We start from the raw sequence: 24784 nt of genomic DNA on the forward strand, positions 1-24784 counted from the left end.
GACTGGGGCGCGGAAGCGGACCAGAGCCATCGTCCGCTGACAGCCCCAGGAGCATCGCAGCGAGGAACGAGCGAGGAGCGGACTGGGGCGCGGAAGCGGACCAGAGCCATCGTCCGCTGACAGCCCCAGGAGCATCGCAGCGAGGAACGAGCGAGGAGCGGACTGGGGCGCGGAAGCGGACCAGAGCCATCGTCCGCTGACAGCCCCGGGAGCATCGCAGCGAGGAACGAGCGAGGAGCGGACTGGGGCGCGGAAGCGGACCAGAGCCATCGTCCGCTGACAGCCCCGGGAGCGGCCGTCCGCCGCCGGCCCGGCCTGTCGCCGCCGGACACGCCGGTCACCCGCTCCCCGCGCGTGGGATGCCCTGGCCCACCGGCGCACGCCGCTGCCACGCTGCCGCCGCGGCGGACCCGGAGGTCCCGTGGTCCGGCACCGAGGAGGTCGCGATGAGGACGAGGACGGTCCGGCGGGCTCTCGCCGTCGTGCTGCTGGCGCTCGTGTCCGGGGGGACGGCGACCGGGGCGGCCGCGGCCACCGAGGAGCGGATCGGGTTCGCCACCACGGGGCTCGACGGCGTGGACGCGCGGACCGGGTGGACGCTGCACAGCGCCCCGCAGGTGTTCGACCCGCCGGACGAGGAGCCGTTCGGCGTGACCGACTTCTTCGTCGCCGGCCCGTTGCCCGGCGGCGGGGAGGGCGTCCTCTACGAGTGCACCACCGAGGACCGGGTGCGGGCACGGCTGGACGGGGTTCGCTCCGCGGTCGCCAGCGGCGTCCTCCAGGTCGACTGCTCCTCCCCCGTCGGACTGCCGGACCGGCAGGGCTACGCCGTCGTGGACGTGGCCTGGCGCGGGACCGGGCCGGTGGAGCAGCACGTCTTCCAGCGTGGGGAGTGCACCGAGTACCTCGACGTCCGCGCCGCCCGGGTCGCCGGGGGCGCCCGACTGGTCGTGCGCGACGTGGCCGTGGGCCGGTTGGTCAACCTCGACCCCGCCGAGAACGACCTGCGCCAGCAGCGGATCGTCTGCGGCTGAGTCCTCGGGGCAGCTGGTCTAACGCCCGGGCCGGCCGGCGGATCCGGGACGTCGGCCCTACTGCGGGTCGACGCCCGGATCCCCCGGGGTTCGCTGCCGGGCGGGGATGCGTCCGCGGCCCGCCGGTCGGACGAGTGCGCCTCGCGTGGGGAGCTCGTCGTCCGGTCGCTCGCGGGGAACCGCCCGGGGGCTGCGCAGCACGAGCGCCACACCGACCGCGCAGACGAGGATGCCGGGCAGCGCCGTCGGGCCGGGGGCCTGGCCGAACATCGCCCACGCCCACAGCGCGGTCGCCGGCGGCGTCAGGTACAGCAGCGTACTGGCGGTCGTGGCGCCCGACCGGCGCACCACGAACAGGTAGCTGCCGTAGCCCCCCCCGGTGGAGAGCAGGACCAGCCAGGCCATCGCCACCCAGAACGCCGGCTCGGCCGGCGGGGACAGCTCCCCTCGCGCGCCGGCCACCGCACCGAACACCAGCGCCGCCACGACGGACTGCAGGGCGAGCGCGACGGCCAGCGACTCCGCCGGTGCCCACCGCCGCTCCAGCAGCGTGCCGGCGGAGAGACCGGCCAGGGCCACGACCGGGAGCAGGAAGGCCACGGGCGAGGCGCCGCCCGCACCGAGATCGCCCACGACCACGAGCGCGACGCCGCCCGCACCGACGAGCAGTCCCACCCGCTGGCGCGCCGTTGTCCGCTCCCCCAGCAAGGGTGCCGCGACGACGGCGACGACCAGCGGCTGGAGCGCCGCGACCAGCGCCGACGTGCCGGCCGGGACACCCGCGCCCGCGGCGGCGAAGACACCACCCAGGTAGACCGCCTGCACGAGGAGGCCGAGGCTGGCCTGGCGCAGCAGGGAGCCGGGCTGCAGGCGCTCGCCCCGCAGCAGCACCCAGCCGCCGAGGAGAGCCGCCGCCAGCCCGGTGCGCCAGGCGAGCACCGTCGCGACCGGAGCGTCCCGGGTGGCGAACTCCGCGCCGACGAAGCCGGACGACCAGCACACGACGAGGACGCCCGCGGCCACGGCGTCGGTACGGCGATCCCTCACCCGGCCGAGGTAACCACACCGGTCGGTATACTCGCAGTGCACCGATCGGGAGGAGGGGACATGTCCGACGTGATCGCAGCACCGACCAGCCTGACCCCAGCCGCAGAGCGGCTGCTCGACGCCGCCTCGCGACTCTTCTACGCCCACGGCATCCGGGCCGTCGGGGTCGACGCCATCGCGGAGGCTGCGGGCACCACCAAGAAGACCCTCTACGACCGGTTCGGCTCGAAGGACGCGCTGGTCGCCCTGTACCTGGAGCGCCGGGCCTGGACGTGGCAGCAACTCCTCGAGGCCGAGATCGCGGCACGCGCCCCGGGCAGCGACCGGATCCTCGCCGTCTTCGACGCGGCGCGCCGGTGGCGGGAGGAGCAGCAGCGGGGCTGCGCGTTCGTGAACGCCTACGCCGAGGTCGGCGGCACGGACCACCCCGCGCTCCCGGTGATCCGCGCCGAGAAGGAGTGGATGCGGCGACGGTTCACCCAACTCGCCACCGAGGCCGGGATCGCGCACCCGGAGGCGATCGCGGCGACGCTCCACCTGCTCTACGAGGGCGCGCTCGTCGCCTCCACCGCGGGCGACGACCCCGAGGCGCTGACAACGGCACGTGAGGCAGCCGCGCGCCTGGTCGGTTAGGTTCGCGGCCATGCTGGCTGCCTTCGTCTCCACCCCGAACCCGAAGGACCCGCTCTCCGTGCTGGAGATCGGCGAGCGCCCCGAGCCGGAGGCTCCCGACGGCTGGACGACCATCCAGGTCAAGGCGGTCTCGCTGAACCACCACGACCTGTTCAGCCTCCAGGGCATCGGCCTGCCCGCCGAGCGGATGCCGATGATCCTCGGCACCGACGCCGCCGGCATCGACGCCGACGGCAACGAGGTCGTCGTCCACGGGGTCATCTCCACGCCTGACTGGATGGGCGACGAGACCCTCGACCCGAAGCGCTCGCTGCTGTCGGAGGTGCACCAGGGCTCGATGGCGGAGAAGGTCGCCGTCCCGAAGCGGAACCTGCTGCCCAAGCCCGCCGAGCTCTCCTTCGCCGAGGCCGCCTGCCTGCCCACCGCATGGCTGACCGCCTACCGGATGCTGTTCGTGAAGTCCGGCCTGCGCCCGGGGCAGACGGTGCTCGTGCAGGGCGCCAGCGGCGGCGTGGCGACGGCGCTCATCGTGCTCGGCCGCGCCGCCGGCTACCGGATCTGGGTGACCGGCCGCAGTGAGGAGAAGCGGGCCGCAGCCCTCGCGCTCGGCGCCGAGCAGGCGTTCGAGAGCGGCGCCCGGCTGCCCGAGCGGGTCGACGGCGTCATGGAGACCGTCGGCGAGGCCACCTGGAGCCACAGCATCAAGTCGCTGAAGCCCGGCGGCGTGCTCGTCACCTCCGGCGCGACCACCGGGTTCAACCCCGGCGCCGAGCTCAACCGGGTCTTCTTCACCCAGCTGTCGGTCATCGGCTCGACCATGGGCACGAAGGCCGAGCTGGAGGCGCTCATCCAGATGTGCGCCGTCACCGGCATCCGGCCGCAGATCGACGTCGAGCTGCCCCTGGCACAGGCCCGGGACGGCTTCGCCCGGATGCTCGAGGGGCGCACCAACGGGAAGATCGTCTTCACGCTCTGAAGGGGCCACCGGTGATCGCTCGCATGTGGCGCGGTCGGGTCCGCACCGCGGACCGCGACGCCTACGTCGACTACATCGAGGGCACCGGCATGGCCGAGTACCGGCAGACCCCGGGGAACCGGGGCGCGCACATGCTCACCCGCGATCTGGGCGACGGTCACACCGAGGTGGTCACGCTCAGCTTCTGGACCGACCGGGACGTCATCCGCGGCTTCGCCGGCGAAGACATCGAGCGGGCCGTCTTCTACCCCGAGGACGACCGCTACCTGGTGGAGCGTGAGGAGACGGTCACGCACTTCGAGGTCGCCCCCGGCGGCTGACCGGGGTCAGTGCACGACCTTGAGCCCGATCACGCAGCCGACGATGCCCGCGAGCAGCAGAACCCGCACCAGCGACACGGGCTCGAGACCGGTCACCATCGCGTAGGCGACCGTGAGGACGGCGCCGATGCCCACCCACACCGCGTAGGCCGTGCCCAGCGGGAGCTCGCGCATGGCGTAGGCCAGCCCACCCATGCTCGCGACCAGGGCGACGCCGAACACCACCGAGGGCACCGGCCGGGTGAGGCCGTGCGAGCGGTCGAGCGCCGCCGCCCAGACGGCTTCCAGCATCCCGGACACGACCAGCACCACCCACGACATCGCGGCCTCCTCTGGCGCCGTCTTGTCGCACACCGGGTACGGCACCGCTCGTCCGGGAGCCGGGGAGCGGCTCCCCTCCAGCCTCGCACGTGTCAACGGCAGTTGACACGGCGGCGGTAGGCAACCTAAGTTGACAGCCATGGCGGACACGGCACAGGTGGCTTCGGCAGCCAGCAGCAAGGACCCGGCGGTGGGGCTCACGGCGGTCCGGTCGCTGCGCGTCCTCGTCGAACGGCTGGAGGCGCTCCAGGTCGACAACGCCCGCGACCAGGGCTGGACCTGGGAGCAGATCGCCCAGCAGCTCGGCGTCAGCCGGCAGGCGGTGCACAAGAAGTACTCACGCGGCCGCGGGCCGCTCCGACGGAGGGACTGACGATGTTCGAGAGGTTCACACAGGAGGCCCGGGACGTCGTCGTCGGGGCCCAGGCCGAGGCGCGCGAGCTCCGGCACCCGCGCATCGGCACCGAGCACCTGCTCCTGGGCATGCTGGCCCGGCCGGCGACGACGGCGGCCCGCGCGCTCACCGGGCACGGGATCACCCACGACGACGTCGTGGCGGCGGTGCGGGCGAACCGGGGCGGCGACGAGCTGGACGCCGACGCGCTGAGCAGCCTCGGCATCGATCTGGACGCCGTCCGCGACCGGGTCGAGGAGGCCTTCGGGGCCGGCGCCCTGGACGGCCCGCGGCGGAAGGGGGCTGCGGGGCACATCCCGTTCACCCCGCGGGCGGAGAAGGTGCTGGAGCTCTCCCTGCGCGAGGCCATCGCGATGAAGTCGCGGACGATCACCGACGGGCACGTCCTGCTGGGGCTCCTCCGCGAGGGCGAGGGGCTGGCGGTGAAGGTGCTGCACGACCGCGGCGTCGACCTCCCGGCCCTCCGCGACGACCTCAGGCTCGCGCTGGACTCCTGACCGGCCCTCCACGGAGCAGGACCAGCGCCGCCACCGAGGCCAGCGCGGACGCGATCGCCGCACCGGCGAAGACGGTGTGCAGCTGGGTGAGCACCGCCGCCTCCGTGGCGGCGTCGTAGGCAGCACAGTCGGCGGGGGTGGCCGGGCACAGCTCCATGGGGGTGCCGATCGCCGCCACCTCGGCGGTGAAGCGGCGCAGGGCGACGGCGGTGAGCAACGACAGCCCGGCCAGCATGCCGACGGTGCGCGCCACGACCGCCAGCGAGCTCGCGCTCCCGTGCACCCGCGGCGGGGTGACCGCCAGCAGGACCGCGTTCACCGGCGCGATGGCGAGGCCGAATCCGAGGCCCGCGGCGACCAGCACGACGGTGGAGCCGACGCCGTCCAGCGACCGCTCGTCCCACCCGGTCATCGCGGCGAACGCCGCCGCGGCCAGCGCCATCCCGGCACCGGCGACGGCACGCGGCGGCACCACCCGGCACAGCCAGCCCCCGGCCACCGCGCCCACCGGCACGGCGACCAGCAGCCGCAGCAGCACCAGCGCCGCCGCCAGCTGGTTCCCGGGCGCGGTCGTGGCCCGGGCGAACAGCGGGACGTCGACGAGCGCGGCGACCAGCGCGGCGCCCACGAAGACGTTGACCACCAGCGCGCCCCAGGCACCGACCGGGCGCAGCGCGGCCAACGGCAGCACCGGCTCGGACGCGCGCCGCTCGTGCAGCACGAACAGCAGGCCGGCGACCGCGGCCACCGGCAGCAGCAGCCGGCCGTGCGCCACGACCTCTCGGGCCGGGTCGGCGGCGGCAAAGGCCCAGACCAGTGCGCCCAGCGACACCACGGCCAGCGCCGAGCCGACGACGTCGACCTCCCGGGCCAGCCGGCCCAGCCCGCGCAGCGGCAGCACCGCACCGGCGGGCCGGGCGATGCCGCGCGCCACCAGGGCGCCGGTGGCCAGCACGGTGAGCAGCAGCAGCGGCGCCGTCCACCCCCACCCGTCGGCCAGGGGGACGTAGAGCAGCCCGAGGGTGACGTCCTCGGCGAGCGCGGAGGGCTCGGCGAGCAGCAGCCCCAGGGCGGTGGCGGCGACGACGGCCAGCGCCACCCCGATCGGATCCGGTCGCCGCACCCGGCCGGTGACGACGACGCCGGCGGCCAGACCCACCCCCAGGAGCAGGTTGAGCCAGAAGATCGCCCGCCAGTCGGCGACGGCCAGCACGGCGGCCCCCGCCAGCGGCCCCAGGACGGCGCCCGCCTCCTGGACCGCGCCCACGATGCCGAGCGGGACCGCCCGGCGCTCGGGCGGCCACCGGTCGGCGACCAGCGAGAGCGTGGCCGGCACCAGGCCGCCGGCCCCGATGCCCTGCAGACCGCGACCGGCCACGGCCGGGCCCAGCGTCTCCGCCGTCGCCGTCAGCAGCGAGCCCAGCGCGAACAGCAGCAGGCAGCCGATGAGCACGGGCGCCCGCCCGCGGAGGTCCGCCAGCCGGCCGAGCAGCGGCAGCGTGGCGGTGTAGCCGAGCAGGAAGCCCCCGACGATGGGGGTCGCCCGCTGCAGCTCGTCCAGCCCGACCCCGACCCCGGTGAGGATGTCGGGCAGCGCCAGGACGACGACGTAGGTGTCGGCGGCCGTGACCAGCACGGCCAGGGTGGCGAGGGCGATCGCGGCCGGTCCGGGGACCGGCCGGGACGGGGCGACCGCAGCCTCAGCCGGTGGCCGGCGCGGTGATCTCGACATCGGCCCCGAAGTCGCTGAGCTCGAGGAGGTAGGTGGCGTCGGTGCCGGCTTCGAAGAAGGGGCCGGTCAGCTCCGCCCGGCGCAGCTCACCGCTGTCGGTGGCGATCGAGAACCGGGCCTGCACCGGCTGGGACGGGTCCTCGCTGGCGAGCACCTGCTCCACCAGGTCGCCGGGCAGCTCGGCGGTCACCTCGCGGACGACCTCGCCGTCCACCCGCCGCTCCTCCCCCAGCTCGGCCGCCCCCGCCTGGACCAGCAACTGGGAGATGCCGGTCTCGGGGTCGAGCAGCGCGCCGGGGTCGCCGAAACCGAACCGGGTGGGGTCGATCACGCTGAACCCGCTGGTGAACGGCAGCTGCGCGTACACGGTCCCGTCGACGGAGACCACCTGCAGGTCCAGCGTGGAGCCCAGCGCCAGCACCTGGAGCGTGCCGTCGAAGGAGGCCGGGCGGGCGATGTCGCCGTCGCCGCCGACCAGCACCGTCCCGGTGGTCGGGGCACCCTCGCTGGCCAGGTCGAAGTGCGCGCTCTCCGCCTCGTCCAGCGTCTGCTTGGCCCGCTCGAGCAGGCCGTCCGCCGACACCTCGGGCTCGTCGGACCTGCAGGCGGCGAGCACCGGGCCGACGACGATCACCAGCGCGAGCAGCGGCACGACGGATCGGCGCAGCAGCATGACGTCCTCCCGTCGCGGCAGGGCTCCCCCGCCGTCGCGGCGGACACTAGCGCCGTCACGACTAGAGGATGGGCGTGACCCGCCTGGCGACCTTGCCAGCAACCTTCGCGCGGACCCTGTCGGGCAGATGGGGCAGCGCCGGCTCCAGCTCGGCGATCCGGTACTTCTGGGTCGTCAACGCCCGGAAGGCCAGTCCGACGGTCACCTCGTGGTCGGGTCGGAACACGAGCTCGACGGCGTCGCCGGCACCGACGTCCCCGGTCTCGAGCACCCGCACATAGGCGCCCGGCGCCCCGTGCGCGGTGAACCGCTTGACCAGCTGCGGCTCGTCCCAGAAGCGGGCGAAGTTGGCGCACGGGATCCGGGGCGCGGTCACCTCGAGCAGGGTCGTCCCGACCCGCCAGCGCTCGCCGAGGACGGCGTCGGTGAGGGCGAGCCCCGTCGTTCGCAGGTTCTCGCCGAACATGCCCGGCGGCAGCTCGCGGGCGAGTTCCGCGATCCAGAAGTCGGCGTCCTCCTGGGCGTAGGCGTAGAGCTGCTGGCCGTCCCCACCGTGGTACTTCCGGTTGACCTGGACGTCGCCGTCCAGCCCCCGCTCCCCGACGGCCACCCGACCGACCACCGGCCGCTTGGCGATCCCGCTGCGGTCGGGCCGACGACCGGGCAGCGGGAGGAGGTCGGTCCCGGACACGCAGACGGCGTCGACCCGCCCGGTCACTTGGGCTTGGCGGAGGCGGTCGACTCGTTGGTGGAGAGCGCGGCGACGAACGCCTCCTGGGGGACCTCGACGCGGCCGACCATCTTCATCCGCTTCTTGCCCTCCTTCTGCTTCTCCAGCAGCTTCCGCTTGCGGGTGATGTCACCGCCGTAGCACTTGGCGAGGACGTCCTTGCGGATGGCGCGGACCGTCTCGCGGGCGATCACCCGGGAGCCGACCGCGGCCTGGATCGGCACCTCGAACTGCTGCCGCGGGATGAGCTCGCGCAGCTTGCCGGCCATCATCACGCCGTAGCTGTAGGCCTTGTCCTTGTGCACGATCGCGCTGAACGCGTCGACCGCCTCGCCCTGCAGCAGGATGTCCACCTTCACCAGCGCCGACTCCTGCTCGCCGGCCTCCTGGTAGTCCAGCGAGGCGTAGCCGCGGGTGCGGGACTTCAACGCGTCGAAGAAGTCGAAGATGATCTCCCCCAGCGGCAGGGTGTACCGCAGCTCGACGCGGGACTCGCTGAGGTAGTCCATGCCGCCGAGCTGGCCGCGCCGACCCTGGCAGAGCTCCATGATCGCGCCGGTGTAGTCGCTGGGCGCGATGACCGTGGCGTTGACGATCGGCTCGTAGACGCGGTCGATCTTGCCCTCGGGCCAGTCGCTGGGGTTGGTCACCGTGTGCTCGGTGCCGTCCTCCATGATCACCCGGTAGACGACGTTCGGGGCGGTGGAGATCAGGCTGATGCCGGCCTCGCGCTCCAGCCGCTCGCGGACGATCTCCAGGTGCAGCAGCCCCAGGAAACCGACGCGGAAGCCGAAGCCGAGCGCCGCCGACGTCTCCGGCTCGTAGACCAGCGCCGCGTCGTTGAGCAGCAGCTTGTCCAGCGCCTCGCGCAGCAGCGGGTACTCGCTGCCGTCGATCGGGTAGAGGCCGGAGTAGACCATCGGGCGCGGGTCTCGGTACCCGCCGATGGACTCCGCCGCCGGCTTGTTCGCCAGCGTGACGGTGTCGCCCACACGGGACTGGCGGACGTCCTTCACGCCGGTGATGAAGTAGCCGACCTCGCCGACGCCGAGGGAGTCCACGGGCTTGGGTTCGGGCGAGATGACGCCGATCTCGAGCAGCTCGTGGGTCGCGCCGGTCGACATCATCTTGATCTTCTCGCGGGCGGAGATGCGCCCGTCGACCACGCGCACGTAGGTGATGACGCCGCGGTAGATGTCGTAGACCGAGTCGAAGATCATCGCCCGCGCCGGCCCCTCGGCGACGCCGGTGGGCGCGGGGATCTCCTCGACGATGCGGTCGAGCAGCTCGGGCACGCCCTCGCCGGTCTTGCCGCTGACGCGGAGGACGTCGTCGGGGTCGCAGCCGATGATGTGCGCGATCTCCGCGGCGTACTTCTCCGGCTGGGCGGCCGGCAGGTCGATCTTGTTGAGCACCGGGATGATCGTGAGGTCGTTCTCCAGCGCCAGGTAGAGGTTCGCCAGCGTCTGCGCCTCGATCCCCTGCGCCGCGTCCACCAGCAGCACCGCGCCCTCGCAGGCGGCCAGCGACCGGGACACCTCGTAGGTGAAGTCGACGTGCCCGGGGGTGTCGATCATGTCGAGGACGAACTCACCGCCGGCGTGCTCACCGGAGCGCTGGGTCCACGGCAGGCGGACGTTCTGCGCCTTGATGGTGATGCCGCGCTCGCGCTCGATGTCCATGCGGTCGAGGTACTGGGCGCGCATCTGCCGGGCCTCGATGATCCCGGTGACCTCGAGCATCCGGTCGGCCAGCGTCGACTTGCCGTGGTCGATGTGGGCGATGATGCAGAAGTTCCGGATGCGGGCCGGATCGGTGGCAGCAGGAGTCGTCACAGTGCCGCCATCGTCCCACGTCCCGGCCCGAGGCCCTAGCCCGGCGCGGCGAGGGGCTCGCGCGGGGTGTGCGGGAGGTCGTCGGACGGCGGGTTGGGGTGGCCGGCCGGACGCTGGTATCTTTGCAGGCCGGTCCTGTGGCGCATGCCCGGACGCAGATCTTCAGCACCATTGTCAGAAGTACTCCCTCCTGTCGAGACACCGAGGCTCACGCGTGGCGAACATCAAGTCCCAGATGAAGCGGATCAAGACCAACGAGAAGGCGCGCCAGCGCAACGTTGCCGTCAAGTCCGCCCTGAAGACGGCCGTCCGGCGGGTGCGCACCGCCGCCGAGTCCGGGGACGCCGCGGCCGCGACCGCCGCCTACCAGGCCGCTGCCAAGCAGCTGGACAAGGCCGCCAGCAAGGGCGTCATCCACAAGAACCAGGCCGCCAACCGCAAGTCGGGTCTGGCGAAGCTCACCGCCGGTCTCTGATCGGCCCGCGTCCACCCGGACGCGCACGCTCGACGACGAGCCCCCCTCCCCTCGCGGGGAACGGGGGCTCGTCGCGTCCCTGCTGCCGCAGCACCCTCCTACCGCCCTCAAGGACTGCCCGTGGCCTCCCCCGGACGCCGCTTCCTCGTCCTGCACGGGTGGCAGAACCGCCGGCCCGCGCACCACTGGCAGTGGCAGCTCGTGGAGTCGCTGCGCGCCGCCGGCGAGCAGGTCCTCTATCCCCAGTTCCCGGACCCGGACCGGCCGGTGCTCGGCACCTGGACCGAGCTTCTGCGGGCCGAACTGGCCCAGCTGGGCGCCGGCGAACGCGTCGTCGTGGCGCACTCCCTCGCCGTGCCGCTGTGGCAGCACGCGGCGTCCCTGCTGACGCCGGCGGAGCGCGTGGACCGGGTGCTGCTGGTCGCCCCGCCCGCGCCCGAGGTGCTGGCCGGGTACCCGGAGGTGGCCGCCTTCGCCGCCTTCGGCCCTGATGCGCACCAGCTGAGCCGTGGGGCCGGCTCGGTGCGCCTGGTGGCGAGCGACGACGACCCGTACTGGCCCGGCGGCGGTGCGGTGCCCGTGTACCGAGCGCTCGGTGTCGACGTCGACCTGCTGCCGGGTCAGGGGCACCTCGACCCGGAGGCCGGGTACGGCCGCTGGCCCGCCGTCGAGGCGTGGTGCCGCGACCCGTCGACCCGCCTGGCCCCGCGCTGATCCGCCGCGTCGGGCCGGTCACGGCCCGCCCCGGCCGGGAGGTGGAGGTCGCGCGGCCTCAGGTGCGCGGCACGAGAGCTGCCGGGACGACGACCGTGCGGGCGAGGCGGTCGTGCAGCGCCCGCCTCCGCGGATCGCGCCAGGCCATGCCGAGGCTGAGCAGCGGCAAGAGCAGCGACAAGGCGTAGCTGACGCCCATGACCACCCACTCGTCGCTGCCGAGGATGGCTCGTGCGACGGCGAGGTGCGCCAGCTGCCAGGGCAGCCACTTCACCGCATTCCGCCAGGCCGCTCGCCCGATGCCGGGGCCGACCGGTTCCGCGGGCAGGTCGGCCTGCGGCGTCGTGTCGTCGACCGCCACCCGCAGGCCGGCGCGCTCCTTGCCCGGACCGGCATGCCGGGCACCGGCTTCGCGGAGCGTGAAGTACAGCCACACGGGCAGCACGGTGGCCGCGAAGACGCCCAGGTCGGCGATCACCAGGTCGACCGGGTCGCGCTGACCTCCCTCCGGGACGAGACCCGACAGTCGCGCCCCCGCCGCCACCGCCGCGAGCACGGCGAGCCACCCGAGGATGACGACGTAGTCCCAGCCGGCCGCCCTCCAGCGCGCGACAGCCGACCACGTTCCGGGACCGTCGGGTTCCATGGGTGACAAGCTAGCGGTTCGTCCTCCGGAGCGGTCTCGACGCGCCCGCCTCGGCGCTGGGCTCAGCGGCCGGTGCGGGCCGGTCGGCCCCGGCCCGTCTCCGCCCGGATGGTGACGATGCGGCGGATGGCCCGCTCGAGGGCGTAGTCCGCGCTGGCCGCGACACCCTTGACGTCGGCGTTGAGGTCGGCGGCCACGCCGAGGGCCAGCTGGAGGCCCTCGATGCTCCAGCCGCGCGCCTGCGCCTGCGCCTTCTTGACCTTCCAGGGCGGCATCTTCAGCGTGCGGGCGAGGTCGCCGGGGTTGCTGGAGCTCAGCGAGGCCACCCGGGCCGCGGTGCGCACGCCGTCGGCGATGGCGTCGGCGATCAGCACGTGGGCGACCCCGCGCTCGAGCGCCCAGCGCAGCATCTCGATCGAGCCCGCCCGGTCACCGGTCAGCACGCGCTCGGCCACGGTGAACCCGGTGACCTCGGCCTGCCCGCGGTGGAACCGGGCGACGTCGTCGGCATCGATGCTGCCGCCGAAGTCGGAGACCAGCTGACCGGCGGCCGCCGAGAGCGCGCGCAGGTCGGCGCCCACGGCGTCGACCAGTGCGGTGACCGCATCGGGGGTGATCCGGCCGCCGAGCCGGCGCACCTCGTTGCGCGCGAACGCGATGCGGTCGCCGACGGAGGAGACCTTGGGGCACTCGTCGACCGCCGCACCGGCGGCCTTGAACGCCTTGACCAGGGCCTCGTTCCGCTTGCCACCGGAGTGCACGATCACCAGCGTCAGGTCCGGGTCCGGTTCCTTCGCGTAGCCGGCCAGGGCATCGGCCAGCGCGCCGGCCGACTCCTGCACCCCGGTGACGACGACGAGCCGGTGCCCGCCGAACAGCGACGGCGCCAGCACGTCGGCCAGCTCCCCCACCGGCAGCCCCATGGCCGCCAGTTCGTGCACCTCGGCGTCGGGGTGGCGGGCGAGGATCGCCCGGCGCACGGCCCCGACGGCGCGGGAGCGCAACAGCTCCTCCTCGCCGATGACCACGCGCAGGTGCGACGTGGGCTCGACGGGGGCGGCAGGCACCTCCGCATGGTGCCACGCGGGACCGACGCTCCGCGGTGGCCGCCCGGGAGCCCGGGACCGGGGCGTCGATGGCTCCGGGTCCGCCTGCCGCCGCCTGGCCGCCGGGGTCCGCGCCCCGGGCGGCGATCCCCCAGTTCCCGGCCCGGCCGACCACCGCGAGGTCGCCGTCCCGGTCGGTGCGGTGCACCCGCGTGCCGGCGTCGGCCAGCCACCGCAGCAGCCGCGGAGCGGGGTGCCCGTAGGTGTTGTCCGCCGCCACCGAGATGAGCGCGGCTCGCGCTCCGGTGGCGGCGAGGAACGCCGGGTCGGCGTCGCCGCTGCCGTGGTGGGGCACCTTGAGGACGTCGGCGCGGAGATCCGTGCCGTCGCGCAGCAGCGCGGCCTCCTCGTCGGCACCGATGTCGCCGGTGAGGAGCAGGCGCACCCCCGCGGCGGTGACCCGGACGACGAGCGACAGCCCGTTGGGATCGGCCGCCGCGGTGGCCCGGCGCGGATCGGGCGCGAGCACCTCGATCTCGACCCCGGCAACGCTGCGGCGGTCGCCCGGCACGAGGAGCTCGCGGGTGCCGCCGGCGCGCCGCACCAGGGCCTCGATGCCCGCCGCCCGGTGGTCGGCCGGCGAGAGGGTGCCGCTCGCGACGACGCCCACCGTGCGGCCGCCGAGGGCGCCGGCGAGGCCGCCGACGTGGTCGGCGTCCAGGTGCGAGAGCAGCACGAGGGGCAGGTGGTCGATCCCGAGGCGGTCGAGGCAGCGGTCGATCGGGGCGAGGTCCGGGCCGGCGTCGACCAGGATCCCCCGGCCGTCGCCCACGGGGAGCACCAGGCCGTCGCCCTGCCCCACGTCGCAGGCCACCAGCAGCGCTCCGGCCGGCGGCCAGCCGTCCAGCTGCTGGCGCAGCGGCCAGCCCACCGCGACCACCCCGACGAGGGCCGCGAGCGCGAGCAGCCGCGCCCGGGGGAACCGCCACAGCAGGTACCCCAGGGTCAGCAGGAGGCCGGTGAGCAGCAGCGCCCCCACCGTCCCGGCCGGCCAGCCGGCGACGGCGTCCGGCGCGGCCGCCGCCCGCTCCGCCACGAGCACGATCCAGCGCACCGGCCACCCGGCGAGCCAGACCAGAGCGTCGCCGGCCCAGGGCCAGGGCACCCCGAGGGGCGCGGCCAGCAACCCGAGGACGGTCGCCGGCGGCACGGCCGGGGCCGCCAGGAGGTTGGCCGGCACCGAGACCAGGCTGACCGTGCCGGTGAGCCCGGCGATCACCGGAGCGGTCGCCAGCCCGGCGGCGACGCTCACCGCCACGGCGTCGGCCGGCCACCCGGGCCAGCCGTGCCCGCGCAGCCGGCGCGCCCACGGCGGGGCCAGGAGCACGATGGCCGCGGTGGCCGCGACGGACAGCGTGAAACCGGCGTCCCGCGCCAGCCCCGGCTGGACCAGGAGCAGCACGGTCACCGCGGCACCGAGCGCCGGCAGCGCGGCCCGCGACCGCCCGGAGGCGAGTGCGAGCAGGGTGACCGCGCCCATGGCGGCGGCCCGGAGCACGCTGGCGCTCGGCCGGGCCAGCACGACGAAGCCGACGAGCGCCAGCCCGCCCACCAGCGCCTGGACCCGGCGGTCGACGGCCCGGCGCCGCAGCGGCCGGAGGATGCCGGCGATCACGATCGCCACGTTGGCCCCGGAGACGGCGGTCAGGTGCGCCAGCCCGGCCTGCTGGAACTCCTCGTCCAGCACCGGGTCCATCCGGCTGGTGTCACCCACCACCAGCCCCGGCAGCAACCCGCCGGCCCGGTCGTCCAGCACACGGTCCGCGGCGGCGGCCAGGGCGTGCCGCAGCTCGCCCGCCACGCGCTGGACGGCCCCGGGGCCGCCGACCGGCTCCGGCGGACCGCGGGCCGACAGCACCGCCACCACGTCGTCGCCCTCTCCGGGGAGTGCCAGCCCGGCGCGCACCCGGAGCTGCTGCCCGGGCAGGAGCCCGGACCAGCCGTCGGCGGGTGCGAAGACGAGGACGGCCTCCTCCAGCCGGTGAACCGCGCCGCCGTCGGCGAGCACCGTGACGTCCGCCTCGAGGAGGACGCGCGACGCACCGCCGCCGCCCGCCAGCGCCCGGGGATCGGTCCGCACGGTCACGGTCACCTGCGCGGTCCCGCCCTCCGCGGCGGCTGCGCGCAGCGGGGACGCCTCGCGCGCCGCGCCGCGCACCGCGCCGGCGCCGGAGGCCACCGCGAGGCCGGCCAGGACGACGAGGGCGACGCTCGCCGCGGGACCGCGGGCACGCGCGAGGAGGACCGCCGCACCGAGCGCGGCCCCACCCAGGGCGGCCAGCACCGGCCACCGCACCAGCGGCGCCCCCAGCGTCACCATCCAGACCGCGCCGGCGAGCGGCCAGAGCCGCAGGTCGAGGAAGCGACAGCGGTCGAGCGCCGCGCTCACACCGACACCAGCTCGGCGAGCTCGGCCGCCTTCGCCGGGCCGATGCCCGGCACGTCGTCGAGCTCCTCGACGCTGCGGAAACCGCCGCTGCGGGTGCGGTGCTCGACGATGCGCTGGGCGAGGACCGGGCCGATGCCCGGCAGCGCGTCCAGCTCCGCCACCCCGGCGGTGTTCAGGTCGACGCGGCCCCCGCCGCCCGGGGGGCCTCCCGCGGGCGGCCCCTCCGCGACCGCACCGGGCACACCCACGGCGACCTGCTGCCCGTCGGAGAGGAGCGCGGCCAGGTTCACCGAGGCCGGGTCGGCCTCGGGCAGGAGCCCGCCGGCCGCCTCGACCGCGTCGGCGACCCGGGCGCCCGCGGTGAGCGTGACCAGACCCGGCCGCGCCACCTGCCCCACCACGGAGACGACCACAGTGCCGGCGGTCTCGGTCACCTCCCCCACCGGGGGCTCGCCGGCTGCGGGGGTGGCCGGCGCGGTGGGCGAGGGCAGCGGCGCCGCCGCCGGCTCCACCCGGGGCCGCTGGGACCACGTCCAGAACAGCAGGAGCAGGACCGCCACCACCGCGGCGGCCCACACGGCGCGCCCACCGGCGCGGCCGGCGTCCCAGCGGGGCGTCGTGCCGGGTGCCCGGTGCCGCCCCACACCGGCGGGTGGGTCCGGGCGCCCCGCGACGTCGACCGGCACGGTGATCCGGTCGTCCGCCGGCCAGGGCGGGGCGTCGTCCTCGGGGACCCAGCCGTCGGCGGCGGGGCGCGGCTCGGCCAGGACGGCGCGCAGCCGGGCACGGATGACGTCGGCGTCGTCGTCACGGCGGGCAAGCAGGCGCACCCCGGCGACGCTAGGGAGCGCGACCGCCCTCTCCCGCGGTCACGACGCCGGCTGTGGACGGCTGCCCGGGGTGTGGACGGCGCGCGGGCCCGCGCGGACGCCGGCTCGGGGCCAGTACGGCAACACGTGGGGGGAAATGTGGGACTTTGTTCGCGCTGTGTGGTTTGATCTTGACGCTGCGTAAGGGCCGCCCGCGCCCTCGGCGTCGGAGGTGCACACGGTGGCCGCTCGCCGGTCTGTGCCTGCGCCCGCGTGCCCGGACGGGCACGCGGGCGCGCAGGTCCATGCTCACGAGGCCAGGCAGTCGAGGCGCGGAGCGACGCGCGTGTTCCGCTGCCGGTTCGAGCAGGGCGGCGAGGCCGGCGTCCACTACTTCACGGTGCTCACCCGGCCGAAGGCGGACGCGCGGCTGCTGATCGACCAGGTGGTGAGTGCGCCGGAGTGCCCCAGGCCGGGGCACGGCGGGCGCTACGTGTGGCCCCACGGCACCTACAAGACCGCCGCCGGCGAGCGGCAGCGGTACCGCTGCGTGAGTCGGACCGACGACGGCGACGCCCACACCTTCTCCGCTCCGCTGCCGCGCGCGGCGGTGGAGGACGACACCTGCTGCCCGGACTGCGAGGTGCTGACCCCGAGGCACGCCGGGGAGGAGGCGGTCAGCCGGCGGCTGAACGTGCCGACACCGGTGGTCGTGTCGGTGCTGCGCGAGCTGGCCGACGGGCACGCCTACACGGCGGTGTCGAAGCGAGCGTTGGAGCAGATGAAGCGCCCGACCGGGCGGGTACGCACGGTCGGCGGCAAGACGCCCGAGGAGCTGCACGAGGCCGGCCAGTTCGGTCCGCGCCGGGAGCTGAAGGCGCACTGGCACCTCTCGGCCGACGTCCTCGAGCGGTTCGCCCCGTTCATCACCGAGCCGGCGCTCGCGGCGATGCAGGTGGAGGAGGCGGCCTACCGGGCCGAGGGGCTGCCGGTGGTGTACTTCGCCGACGAGGTGGCGGTGAAGCGGGACTACGCCCGGTCGGCCACGCTGACGAACGCCCCGGTTGTGTGGACCGCGCTGGTGGTCACCCGGACCAGCTGGGAGCGCGACAAGGACGGCAAGGTCACCGGCCGGTCGAGCCGGCTGGTGCGGGTGCGGGCGCTGCCCAACGCGTCTACCGAGGCCTGGCGGCTGGTCCTGGCCGAGCTCGACGCGCCGGACTTCCTCGTCGCCGACGGCGCGGCGGCGATCGAGAAGGCCGCGACCGCCGTGTGGGGCAAGAAGACCACGTTCGTGCCGTGCATGTTCCACGCGACCCGCAACATCGAGGGCAAGCTGACCCCGCCCCGCGGGCGGCTGGCCGACAAGGTGCGCGACCACATGTTCCGGCTCAGCAGCGACCTGATGCGCGACGGCGGCGCGAAGGCCGTCAGCGCCTGGTTCGACGAGCTGGAGGACGCCGCGGCGGCCGCGGACCTTCCTGCGGACCTGGTGGCCGCGCAGCGGCGCCGGTACGAGCCGCTGCTGCGGCGCACCGCGCTGGTCGCGCAGCGGCACAACGACCCGGAGGTGCAGGTCAGCAACTCGGCGGTCGAGGCGCAGATCCGGGCGTGGGTCAAGCGGCTGACCACCCGCCGCGGCGCGATGTTCTCCAACCTGGCCCGCACCAACCTGCTCGGCGACCTCATCGTCGCCGCCGCCAACGGCGCGCTGCTCGACCAGCACGAGGTTGCCCGCACCCTGCGCGAGGCGTCCAAGCGCACCGCGGGCTGGGCACCGCCGCCGCGCGCCCTGACCGAGCCCGCGGGCGTGCTCGGCCTGCGCGACGCGTTCTCCGTCACCGAGCTGCTCGAACGGCACTCCTCGTGAGCACCGCGCCGGAGAAGGGCGCGGCGTACCAGGAGCTGGTCGCCGGCCGCGAGTTCGTCGTTCTCGACATCGAGACCACGCACACGAAGGCGACCAAGACCGCCGAGGCCGCCTTCCACCCGATCTCGGTCGGGGCCGTGGTGCTGCTCAACGGCACCCGTCGGGAGACGTTCCACCGGCTGGCCAACCCCGGTGTGCCGGTGGACAAGGACAGCAGCGCCTACAACGGCATCCGCACCGCCGACCTCGCCGGCCAGCCCGACGTCGCCGCCGTGCTGGCCGAGCTGGACGCCTTCCTCGCGGGGCACCCGGACGCCGCGCTGGTCTGCCACAACGCCCTGTTCGATGTCGGCCACCTGGCCGCCGCCTACGCCCGCGCCGGGATGACCCCGTTCGACCGGCTGGTGTTCGACACCGAGTTCCTCGGCGTCCGGCTCAAGCTGCCCGGCGTCGCCAACTTCGCCAAGCTCACCGACCTCGCCACCCGGTACGGCATCAACACCACCCTCGCCGTGCCGCGCGCCCAGGCCCGGCTGCACAAGGCGCTCAAGGACGCTCAGGACACCGCCGAGGTGCTCGACTGTCTCCTGGCCGAGGCCGCGCTGCTGGGCATCGCCACCTGGGACGAGTTCTGCCGCGTCACCAAGCCCAAGCGCAGCAGCGACATCGCTGCCACAGTCCGCCGCCGACGGCGGATGCGCGCTCCGCAGATCCCGGCCGGCCACGTCCGCGCCTGCCACGGCCGCACCCGGCTGCCGGCCCGACCGACCGAGGCCGCGCTCGACGCCTGGACCGCGCAGATCGCCGCCTGCGTGCGGCTGCACTGCCCGACGATCGCGGACAAGGTGCTCTACGACGAGCGTCACGCGCCCCGCCTCCTCGACCGGCTCACCGCGCTGCTGGCCACCACGCGCGACCCCGGCGACGTGGGCACCCTGCTCGTCGCGCTGGAACCGCTGCTGGAACGCCTCGACCGGCCGGCGGCGCGGGCCTGGTACAAGGCCAACCATCAGCAGATCCGCGACGCCAAACCGTGCGAGCCGCACGCCGCCTGCCCGGCCTGCGTCGCCGGACGCCCCTGCCCGCGGGACGTCATCTACCGGCTGCTCACCCGCCGCGCCCTCGACTACGGCACCACCGCGGCCGGCGTCCCGGTCAGCCTGCTGTCCAAGCAGGTGAAGAAGGGCCTGTACTACGGCAAGAGCGCCCGCAAGATCGACACCTGGCCGGCGCAGGGCCTGTCCGACATGGCCGCGCACATGTTGTGGGTCGTCGTGCAGGAGGCCCGCGCCAAGCACCAGCACACCACCGTCAGCAAGCTGCTCGCCTCGGCGGTCGAGCGCCGCCTGCACCTGGCCGACCCGCACCTCGCGCTCGAAGTCGCCCGGCACTGGGCCCGCAGCCCCGACCGCGACGGCGACGTGGAGCAGCTCGTCACCACCGTGCTGGCGAAGGCCAACAGCAACCCCGGCTACCTCGACCTCGAGGTGTGGTTCCACGGGTCGTTCCGCCGCGCCGCCGCAGCCCGCCAGGCCGCCGCGGGCCGGATCACCCGGCAGCGGAAGGCCGACCCGGTGCGCACACCGGCCGACATCGAACTGCGCCCGCCGCAGAGCACCCACACGTACCGCTACCAGCTGCACCGCTTGCCGCCCGCCAGCTGACACAGCCGGTCCGTGACCGGACGCAGGCAAGCGAGTCGGTACGGCGGGACCGGGTCAGCGACCCGTGGCCTCGATGGTCACCTCGTGGTCCCCGAAGCGGGCCGCCAGAGGCTTCGTCGGCGTGACCCCCGACGGCAGCTCCACCACCGTGACGTGCCCGCTCATGTCCGCAGAGCAGACGTCCCGGTCGGGGAACAGCGGTCCCAGGCGGACCTCGATCTCTTGCTCTGCGACCACCTCGGTACCAAGCGGTCCGCTGGGACAGCTGGAACTGCCGAAGGTGACCACCGCGAGGTACTGGCCGTCGTTGACCCAGGCGATCGAGGGCTGGAAGGCCGACTCGAGGGGCGACGGGCCACCGGAGTCGGGCGCAGGCGCCGGCGAGGGCGTGTAGGTCCGCTCGTCGAACCCTTCCCCGGGGTCGGGCAGCGTGATTCGGGGCGCAGGGGACGGCGCGGGGAGCACCTCAACGCGTGGTCCGGGGAGCGGCGTGAGCACGAACTGCCGGGCCTCGGGCGTATCAGCTCCGAGGCCGAACTCCGCGACGTAGGGCGAACTGCCCGGCCCGCCGGCGCCGCAGGCGGCCAGCGCAGGCGTGGCGGCCAGCAGCGCCGCCATCGCCAGCAGGGGCCACACCGGCCGGGGTCGGTTCACAGCTCGCATCGTGCGGTCCTACGACCTCGGAGTCCAGCAGCTCCACCCGAAGCGTGACGCAAGGGAGACGTTGCTGCGCGCCAGCGGGCTGCTGATCGCCCAGTGCAGAACCGCGTGTCGCTGCCGCAGCTGGCCGCCGCACACGGCCAAGCTCAGAACCCCCTGGGTCGGCCGAGCGCAGCGGTCACCGAGGCCCGTCGAGGGACGCAGAGATGTCCCACATTTCCCCCCACGTGTTGCCGTACTGGGCTCGGGGGGGGGGGGGAGGTTCGGGAGGGCGTGGCCTGCAGCTCCTGACGGCGACTGGGCCGCCGTCAGGAGCAGTTCTCACGCTGCGCGGCGTCCAGGCAGATCCGAGAGGGAATGGGCGCGCGGCCCGGCTGCGGCGAAGGTGGCGGCGGTGACGACCAGCGGCAGGGTGTTCATCGGCAGCGTCCGCTGGTTGCCCCCGTGCCCGCAGGAACTTGCCCTGGGGCCGCTGCTCACGCGGTCAGAAGGTAGGGCCCGCCTCCGGTGTGCGCCAGTGGCTGCGCCGCGGCAGCGGAAAGGGGGAGCACCAGGGCCACCCAGGGGCCTTGGCGGAGGCCTCCGCACGCCGGAGACTGCGCTGGGACATCCAGGAGCGGAGGACAGATGCGGGTCGAGGTGACCGACGACACCGGGCAGCACCGGTACGAGGGGCGGATCAACGGGGAGCTGGCCGCGATCGCGGAGTACATCCGGACGGCACAGCTCGTGGTGTTCACGCACACGGAGGTGCTGCCCGGTCACGAGGGTCAGGGCGTCGCCTCGGAGCTGGTGCGCCAGGCGCTGGACGACGTGCGCAGCCAGGGCCTTGCGGTGCTGCCGTTGTGCCCGTTCGTGGGCGCCTGGATCGGGCGCCACCGGGCGGAGTACGGCGACCTGGTCTACCACTCGCGCACCACGGTCACCCCCGAGGCCGACGCCGCAGCACGGTGACCGCGGAGCCCTCGCCGGCCGGGAGCCGGTGCCGAGGGCGGCGACGGCCGGGCGGTCATGGGCCGTATGGACAGCGACCGCTCTGCGGAGCGGCGGACGGGCCGTGGGACTGCCGCCCGGCACGCCGTCCGGTGAGCCCTGCCGCTCACCGCGGGTGCTGGTCCCCCACGTCCAGAGGCTCCCCGGCATGCCGCCGGGACACGACCACGCCGACGGCTCCCGGGCCGACGTGCGCGCCGATGGCGGCACCGAGCTCGCTCACGTGCAGCTCCTGCACCCGGGGGACGCGGGCCCGCAGCTCGGTGACCAGCCGGTCGGCCCGCTCGGCGGCGGCGAGGTGGTGCACGGCGAGGGAGACCTCCCGGTCGCCGGCGTGCTCGACGACGTGCTGGACCAGGCGGGCGAGCGCGCGCGCCGAGGTCCGTACCTTCTCCAGCGGCACGACCCGGCCGTCGACCACGTGCAGCACCGGCTTGACGGCCAGCGCCGAGCCCAGGACCGCGGCCGCGGAGCCGATCCGCCCGCCCCGGCGCAGGTGCTCCAGCGTGTCGACGACAAACAGCGTGCGGGTGCGGGCGGCGGCGTCCCGGGCGACCTGCGCCACCGTGGCGCCGTCGGCCCCACAGGCCGCTGCGCGGGCGGCCGCCAGGACGGCGAACCCGGTGCCCATCGCCGCCGATCGGGAGTCGACGACGGAGACGATGTGCTCCCCCACCTGCGACGCGGCGACGCGGGCGGCGTCCCAGGTGCCGGAGAGTTCCGCGGACAGGTGGACCGAGACCAGCCGGTCGGCCCCCGCGTCCAGCGCGGCGCGGTAGGCGGCGACGAAGTCCCCGGGCGTGGGCCGCGACGTGGACACCCGCTGGCCGCGGGTGGAGAGCGCCTTCGCCACGTCCTCGGCGCTGATGTCCTCGCCCTCTCGCCCCGAGCGGCCGGCGAGGACGACGTAGAGCGGGACGACCCGGACGCCGTACTCGTCGGCGAGCGGGCGGGGCAGGTAGGCCGTCGAATCGGTGAGGACGGCGACGGGCACCCGGCGAGGCTAGCTGCCGACCGCGCGCCGTACGGAGCGTGGTGCTCGGGCCGGTCAGCCGACGGCGTCGGCGTCCTGGGCCGGGCCCGGGTCCGGCCGGTCACCGGCCGCTCCGGGAGCCCCCTGTTCGGGATCCGCGCGGAGCCGGTCCGCCGCGGGCGCGGCGAGCCCCTCCGGCAGCGGACCGGCCGACACGTTGTGCCGGAGCAGCCGCCACCGGCCGCTCTGCCGGGCCAGCTCGCTCCACCCGCAGTTGTCCAGCGGCCCGAACACGCGCCGGTGGTCCGGCCCGAGCTCCAGCAGCGCCTCGATCAGCCGGCCGCTCGTGCCCCCGTGGGTCACCACCACGGCCACGTCCGCCGGTGGCAGGTCGGCGAGCCCTGCGACCACCCGCGAGACGACCGCCGGGGCCTCCTCCCCACCGCGGCCCCGCACCGGCCGCCCGGCCAGCCAGTCCGCGTACTGCTCGGGGTACCGGTCGGCCACCTCCTCGCGGGTGAGGCCTTCCCACGCGCCCATCCCGTGCTCGCGGAACCTCGGGTCCAGCCGCAGCGGCACGTCCAGCAGCGAGGTGAGTGCCCGCGCGGTGTCCGCGGCGCGGCCGAGGTCGCTGGCGACCACCGCCGTCGACCGGGGCGTCAGCCCGGCCGAGGCCACGAGGTGCGGTGCGGCGTGGACCGCCTGCGCCCGCCCGACCTCGTCGAGCGGTGGGTCGAGCTGCCCCTGGAACCGTCCGGCCGCGTTCCACCCGGTGCGCCCGTGCCGCCAGACCACCAGCCGGGTCACCGGCAGCTCGGGCACGGCCGGGGAGGTCACTGGCCGGCCGTCTCCGCGACCGACGGGGAGCCGGCGTCCGCCGGGGCGCCCGGGGCGGACCCGGGGTCGGCCGCGTCGGTGAAGGGGATGGACGGGCAGTCCTTCCAGAGGCGCTCGAGGGCGTAGTAGGCCCGCTCCTCGGCGTGCTGGACGTGCACCACGACGTCGATGAAGTCCAGCAGCACCCAGCGCGCCTCGGCCACGCCCTCGCGGCGCACCGGCTTCACGCCGTGCTCCCGCAGCCGCTCCTCGACCTCGTCGACGATGGCCTGGACCTGCCGCTCGTTGGGTGCGGACGCGAGGACGAAGGCGTCGGTGATGGCGAGCCGCTCGCTGACGTCGACGATGGTGACGTCGGTGGCCAGCTTGTCCGCGGCGGCCTGGGCGGCGAGCAGCGCGGTCTCCCGGGCCTCGGGCGAGGCGGTCATTCGGGCACCTCCTGGAGGTGGGACGTCGTGGGTGGGGTGCGAGCACCGTCGGGGCCGGTGGTGTTCCCGGGCCCGGTCGGGGGTGGGCGGTCGTAAGTGGGGCGGTCACCCGCCGGGCGCCCGTCGCGGGCCTGCCCGGGGGCAGGGCGCCGCGCGGGCTCGCGGTAGAGGCCGCGCTTCTCGATGTACTGGACCACGCCGTCGGGCACGAGGTACCAGACGGGCATGCCGCGGCCCACCCGGTCGCGGCAGTCGCTCGAGCTGATGGCAAGCGCGGGGATCTCCACCAGGCTGACCCCGCCCTCGGGCAGGTGGCTGTCGGCCAGCGTGTACCCGGGGCGAGTGACCCCGATGAAGTGCGCCAGCTCGAAGCACCGGGCACCGTCGCGCCAGGTCATGATCTGGGCCAGGGCGTCGGCGCCGGTGATGAAGAACAACTCGGCCCCCGGACGCTGGGCCTGCAGGTCGGTGAGCGTGTCGAAGGTGTAGGTGGGCCCGCCCCGGTCGATGTCGACCCGGCTCACGGAGAACCGCGGGTTCGACGCCGTCGCGATCACGGTCATGAGGTACCGGTCCTCGGCCGGGCTCACCACCTGGTCGCTCTTCTGCCACGGCTCACCGGTGGGCACGAACACCACCTCGTCGAGCCCGAACAGCCCGGCGACCTCGCTGGCAGCGACCAGGTGCCCGTGGTGGATGGGATCGAAGGTCCCACCCATCACGCCGACTCGTCGTCCCGCCACCGGCCGAGCGTATCCGGGGGTGCCGACCCCGCGCCGCGAGGACCGGCCCGCGCACCCCACCGGGCCGACGACGACGGCGACCGGCTCCCCCGTGCAGCCGGTCGCCGTGCGGGGGGGGGGGGGGGGGGGGGGGGGGGGGGGGGGGGGGGGCGGGGGGGGGGGGGGGTGGGGGGGGGGGGGGGGGGGGGGGGGGGGGGGGGGGGGGGGGGGGGGGGGGGGGGGGGGGGGGGGGGGGGGGGGGGGGGGGGGGGGGGGGGGGGGGGG

25 protein-coding genes, 1 pseudogene and 1 riboswitch are annotated in these 24784 nt (G+C 75.1%); of the genes and pseudogenes, 11 read left to right on the plus strand and 15 right to left on the minus strand.

All coding sequences use genetic code 11. The features are described 5' to 3' along the window. Window positions 1-446: 446 nt before the first annotated feature. Window positions 447-1034, plus strand: coding sequence for a hypothetical protein (locus ACI8AG_RS19860; RefSeq protein ID WP_456587568.1), 588 nt, complete (start codon window positions 447-449; stop codon window positions 1032-1034). 57 nt (window positions 1035-1091) lie between these two features. Here ACI8AG_RS19860 and ACI8AG_RS19865 read toward each other — a convergent pair whose 3' ends face one another. Further along, the gene (locus ACI8AG_RS19865; RefSeq protein WP_456598399.1) at window positions 1092-2081 is read right to left on the minus strand and encodes a DMT family transporter; all 990 of its coding nucleotides are present in this window, start codon (window positions 2079-2081) and stop codon (window positions 1092-1094) included. 60 nt (window positions 2082-2141) lie between these two features. On the opposite strand from ACI8AG_RS19865, the gene ACI8AG_RS19870 reads away from it, so the two are divergent. From ACI8AG_RS19870 to ACI8AG_RS19880, 3 genes are read left to right on the plus strand one after another with little or no spacing between them, the layout of a single operon-like run. Beyond that, the gene (locus ACI8AG_RS19870) at window positions 2142-2714 is read left to right on the plus strand and encodes a TetR/AcrR family transcriptional regulator (RefSeq protein ID WP_456598400.1); all 573 of its coding nucleotides are present in this window, start codon (window positions 2142-2144) and stop codon (window positions 2712-2714) included. A gap of 10 nt (window positions 2715-2724) precedes the next feature. Next, window positions 2725-3690, plus strand: a complete 966-nt coding sequence (locus tag ACI8AG_RS19875) for a zinc-binding dehydrogenase (protein ID WP_456598401.1) — start codon at window positions 2725-2727, stop codon at window positions 3688-3690. Window positions 3691-3701: 11 nt separating this feature from the next. Beyond that, window positions 3702-4010: a hypothetical protein gene (locus tag ACI8AG_RS19880; RefSeq protein ID WP_456598402.1), complete on the plus strand. Its 309-nt coding sequence runs from the start codon at window positions 3702-3704 to the stop codon at window positions 4008-4010. 6 nt (window positions 4011-4016) lie between these two features. Here the strand turns inward: ACI8AG_RS19880 and ACI8AG_RS19885 are convergent, their stop codons facing one another. Next, window positions 4017-4331 (minus strand): DMT family transporter, encoded by a 315-nt coding sequence (locus ACI8AG_RS19885; RefSeq protein WP_456587573.1) that lies wholly within the window; start codon window positions 4329-4331, stop codon window positions 4017-4019. Between the two features lie 11 nt (window positions 4332-4342). Further along, window positions 4343-4407, minus strand: a riboswitch (guanidine-III (ykkC-III) riboswitch). 63 nt (window positions 4408-4470) lie between these two features. On the opposite strand from ACI8AG_RS19885, the gene ACI8AG_RS19890 reads away from it, so the two are divergent. After that, window positions 4471-4704: a helix-turn-helix transcriptional regulator gene (locus ACI8AG_RS19890; RefSeq protein WP_456598403.1), complete on the plus strand. Its 234-nt coding sequence runs from the start codon at window positions 4471-4473 to the stop codon at window positions 4702-4704. A 2-nt stretch (window positions 4705-4706) separates the two neighbouring features. Then, window positions 4707-5243, plus strand: a complete 537-nt coding sequence (locus ACI8AG_RS19895; protein WP_456598404.1) for a Clp protease N-terminal domain-containing protein — start codon at window positions 4707-4709, stop codon at window positions 5241-5243. On the opposite strand, the gene ACI8AG_RS19900 is transcribed toward ACI8AG_RS19895, so the two are convergent. The 4 genes from ACI8AG_RS19900 to lepA form a co-directional block, all read right to left on the minus strand. Beyond that, the gene (locus tag ACI8AG_RS19900) at window positions 5221-6879 is read right to left on the minus strand and encodes an MFS transporter (protein ID WP_456598405.1); all 1659 of its coding nucleotides are present in this window, start codon (window positions 6877-6879) and stop codon (window positions 5221-5223) included. The two genes, ACI8AG_RS19895 and ACI8AG_RS19900, sit on opposite strands and share 23 nt — an antisense overlap. A 64-nt stretch (window positions 6880-6943) precedes the next feature. Then, window positions 6944-7648, minus strand: a complete 705-nt coding sequence (locus ACI8AG_RS19905) for an LppX_LprAFG lipoprotein (RefSeq protein WP_456598406.1) — start codon at window positions 7646-7648, stop codon at window positions 6944-6946. A 61-nt stretch (window positions 7649-7709) separates the two neighbouring features. Next, window positions 7710-8339: an MOSC domain-containing protein gene (locus tag ACI8AG_RS19910; RefSeq protein WP_456598407.1), complete on the minus strand. Its 630-nt coding sequence runs from the start codon at window positions 8337-8339 to the stop codon at window positions 7710-7712. Window positions 8340-8362: 23 nt separating this feature from the next. Next, the gene (gene lepA / locus ACI8AG_RS19915; RefSeq protein ID WP_456587579.1) at window positions 8363-10213 is read right to left on the minus strand and encodes a translation elongation factor 4; all 1851 of its coding nucleotides are present in this window, start codon (window positions 10211-10213) and stop codon (window positions 8363-8365) included. A 214-nt stretch (window positions 10214-10427) separates the two neighbouring features. On the opposite strand from lepA, the gene rpsT reads away from it, so the two are divergent. Together rpsT and ACI8AG_RS19925 are read left to right on the plus strand one after the other, a co-directional pair. After that, on the plus strand, window positions 10428-10688 hold the full coding sequence (rpsT, locus tag ACI8AG_RS19920) for a 30S ribosomal protein S20 (RefSeq protein ID WP_236826314.1): 261 nt from the start codon (window positions 10428-10430) through the stop codon (window positions 10686-10688). A gap of 120 nt (window positions 10689-10808) precedes the next feature. Next, on the plus strand, window positions 10809-11402 hold the full coding sequence (locus ACI8AG_RS19925; RefSeq protein WP_456598408.1) for an RBBP9/YdeN family alpha/beta hydrolase: 594 nt from the start codon (window positions 10809-10811) through the stop codon (window positions 11400-11402). Window positions 11403-11460: 58 nt separating this feature from the next. On the opposite strand, the gene ACI8AG_RS19930 is transcribed toward ACI8AG_RS19925, so the two are convergent. The 4 genes and pseudogenes from ACI8AG_RS19930 to ACI8AG_RS19945 all read right to left on the minus strand — a co-directional run bounded on the left by ACI8AG_RS19930 (window position 11461) and on the right by ACI8AG_RS19945 (window position 16373). Further along, window positions 11461-12048, minus strand: coding sequence for an RDD family protein (locus ACI8AG_RS19930; RefSeq protein ID WP_456587581.1), 588 nt, complete (start codon window positions 12046-12048; stop codon window positions 11461-11463). A 62-nt stretch (window positions 12049-12110) separates the two neighbouring features. Continuing rightward, entirely contained in the window at window positions 12111-13511 is a 1401-nt protein-coding gene (holA, locus tag ACI8AG_RS19935; protein WP_456598416.1) for a DNA polymerase III subunit delta, read from the minus strand. Continuing rightward, a pseudogene (locus ACI8AG_RS19940) lies at window positions 13492-15474 on the minus strand (ComEC/Rec2 family competence protein); the annotation flags it as partial. The gene holA and the pseudogene ACI8AG_RS19940, both read right to left, overlap by 20 nt. A gap of 65 nt (window positions 15475-15539) precedes the next feature. Further along, on the minus strand, window positions 15540-16373 hold the full coding sequence (locus ACI8AG_RS19945) for a helix-hairpin-helix domain-containing protein (RefSeq protein ID WP_456598409.1): 834 nt from the start codon (window positions 16371-16373) through the stop codon (window positions 15540-15542). A gap of 325 nt (window positions 16374-16698) precedes the next feature. Here ACI8AG_RS19945 and ACI8AG_RS19950 point away from each other — a divergent pair, with 325 nt between their 5' ends. Then, window positions 16699-18222 (plus strand): hypothetical protein, encoded by a 1524-nt coding sequence (locus tag ACI8AG_RS19950; RefSeq protein WP_456598410.1) that lies wholly within the window; start codon window positions 16699-16701, stop codon window positions 18220-18222. After that, window positions 18219-19886, plus strand: a complete 1668-nt coding sequence (locus ACI8AG_RS19955) for a 3'-5' exonuclease (RefSeq protein ID WP_456598411.1) — start codon at window positions 18219-18221, stop codon at window positions 19884-19886. The genes ACI8AG_RS19950 and ACI8AG_RS19955 overlap by 4 nt, the downstream gene beginning before the upstream one ends. Before the next feature lie 54 nt (window positions 19887-19940). Here the strand turns inward: ACI8AG_RS19955 and ACI8AG_RS19960 are convergent, their stop codons facing one another. Continuing rightward, entirely contained in the window at window positions 19941-20540 is a 600-nt protein-coding gene (locus ACI8AG_RS19960; RefSeq protein WP_456598412.1) for a hypothetical protein, read from the minus strand. 633 nt (window positions 20541-21173) lie between these two features. On the opposite strand from ACI8AG_RS19960, the gene ACI8AG_RS19965 reads away from it, so the two are divergent. Then, on the plus strand, window positions 21174-21500 hold the full coding sequence (locus ACI8AG_RS19965) for a GNAT family N-acetyltransferase (protein WP_456598413.1): 327 nt from the start codon (window positions 21174-21176) through the stop codon (window positions 21498-21500). A gap of 145 nt (window positions 21501-21645) precedes the next feature. Here ACI8AG_RS19965 and ACI8AG_RS19970 read toward each other — a convergent pair whose 3' ends face one another. The 4 genes from ACI8AG_RS19970 to nadD are packed head-to-tail and all read right to left on the minus strand — an operon-like array spanning window position 21646 to window position 24520. Then, complete coding sequence (locus ACI8AG_RS19970; RefSeq protein WP_456598414.1) at window positions 21646-22533, minus strand: DegV family protein; 888 nt, start codon at window positions 22531-22533, stop codon at window positions 21646-21648. A 54-nt stretch (window positions 22534-22587) separates the two neighbouring features. Next, window positions 22588-23349, minus strand: a complete 762-nt coding sequence (locus ACI8AG_RS19975; RefSeq protein WP_456598415.1) for a histidine phosphatase family protein — start codon at window positions 23347-23349, stop codon at window positions 22588-22590. Next, window positions 23346-23777 (minus strand): ribosome silencing factor, encoded by a 432-nt coding sequence (rsfS, locus tag ACI8AG_RS19980; RefSeq protein ID WP_456587587.1) that lies wholly within the window; start codon window positions 23775-23777, stop codon window positions 23346-23348. The genes ACI8AG_RS19975 and rsfS overlap by 4 nt, the downstream gene beginning before the upstream one ends. Then, the gene (nadD, locus tag ACI8AG_RS19985) at window positions 23774-24520 is read right to left on the minus strand and encodes a nicotinate-nucleotide adenylyltransferase (protein ID WP_456587588.1); all 747 of its coding nucleotides are present in this window, start codon (window positions 24518-24520) and stop codon (window positions 23774-23776) included. The genes rsfS and nadD overlap by 4 nt, the downstream gene beginning before the upstream one ends. Between the last annotated feature and the right edge of the window lie 264 nt (window positions 24521-24784).

It is taken from the genome of Blastococcus sp. SYSU DS0552, assembly GCF_054050815.1.

Coding starts and splice junctions, on each gene's coding strand:
- ACI8AG_RS19860 (WP_456587568.1), top strand. CDS start 447: ATGAGGACGAGGACGGTCCGGCGGGCTCTCGCCGTCGTGCTGCTGGCG.
- ACI8AG_RS19870 (WP_456598400.1), top strand. CDS start 2,142: ATGTCCGACGTGATCGCAGCACCGACCAGCCTGACCCCAGCCGCAGAG.
- ACI8AG_RS19875 (WP_456598401.1), top strand. CDS start 2,725: ATGCTGGCTGCCTTCGTCTCCACCCCGAACCCGAAGGACCCGCTCTCC.
- ACI8AG_RS19885 (WP_456587573.1), bottom strand. CDS start 4,331: ATGTCGTGGGTGGTGCTGGTCGTGTCCGGGATGCTGGAAGCCGTCTGG.
- ACI8AG_RS19890 (WP_456598403.1), top strand. CDS start 4,471: ATGGCGGACACGGCACAGGTGGCTTCGGCAGCCAGCAGCAAGGACCCG.
- ACI8AG_RS19895 (WP_456598404.1), top strand. CDS start 4,707: ATGTTCGAGAGGTTCACACAGGAGGCCCGGGACGTCGTCGTCGGGGCC.
- ACI8AG_RS19905 (WP_456598406.1), bottom strand. CDS start 7,648: ATGCTGCTGCGCCGATCCGTCGTGCCGCTGCTCGCGCTGGTGATCGTC.
- ACI8AG_RS19930 (WP_456587581.1), bottom strand. CDS start 12,048: ATGGAACCCGACGGTCCCGGAACGTGGTCGGCTGTCGCGCGCTGGAGG.
- ACI8AG_RS19965 (WP_456598413.1), top strand. CDS start 21,174: ATGCGGGTCGAGGTGACCGACGACACCGGGCAGCACCGGTACGAGGGG.
- rsfS (WP_456587587.1), bottom strand. CDS start 23,777: ATGACCGCCTCGCCCGAGGCCCGGGAGACCGCGCTGCTCGCCGCCCAG.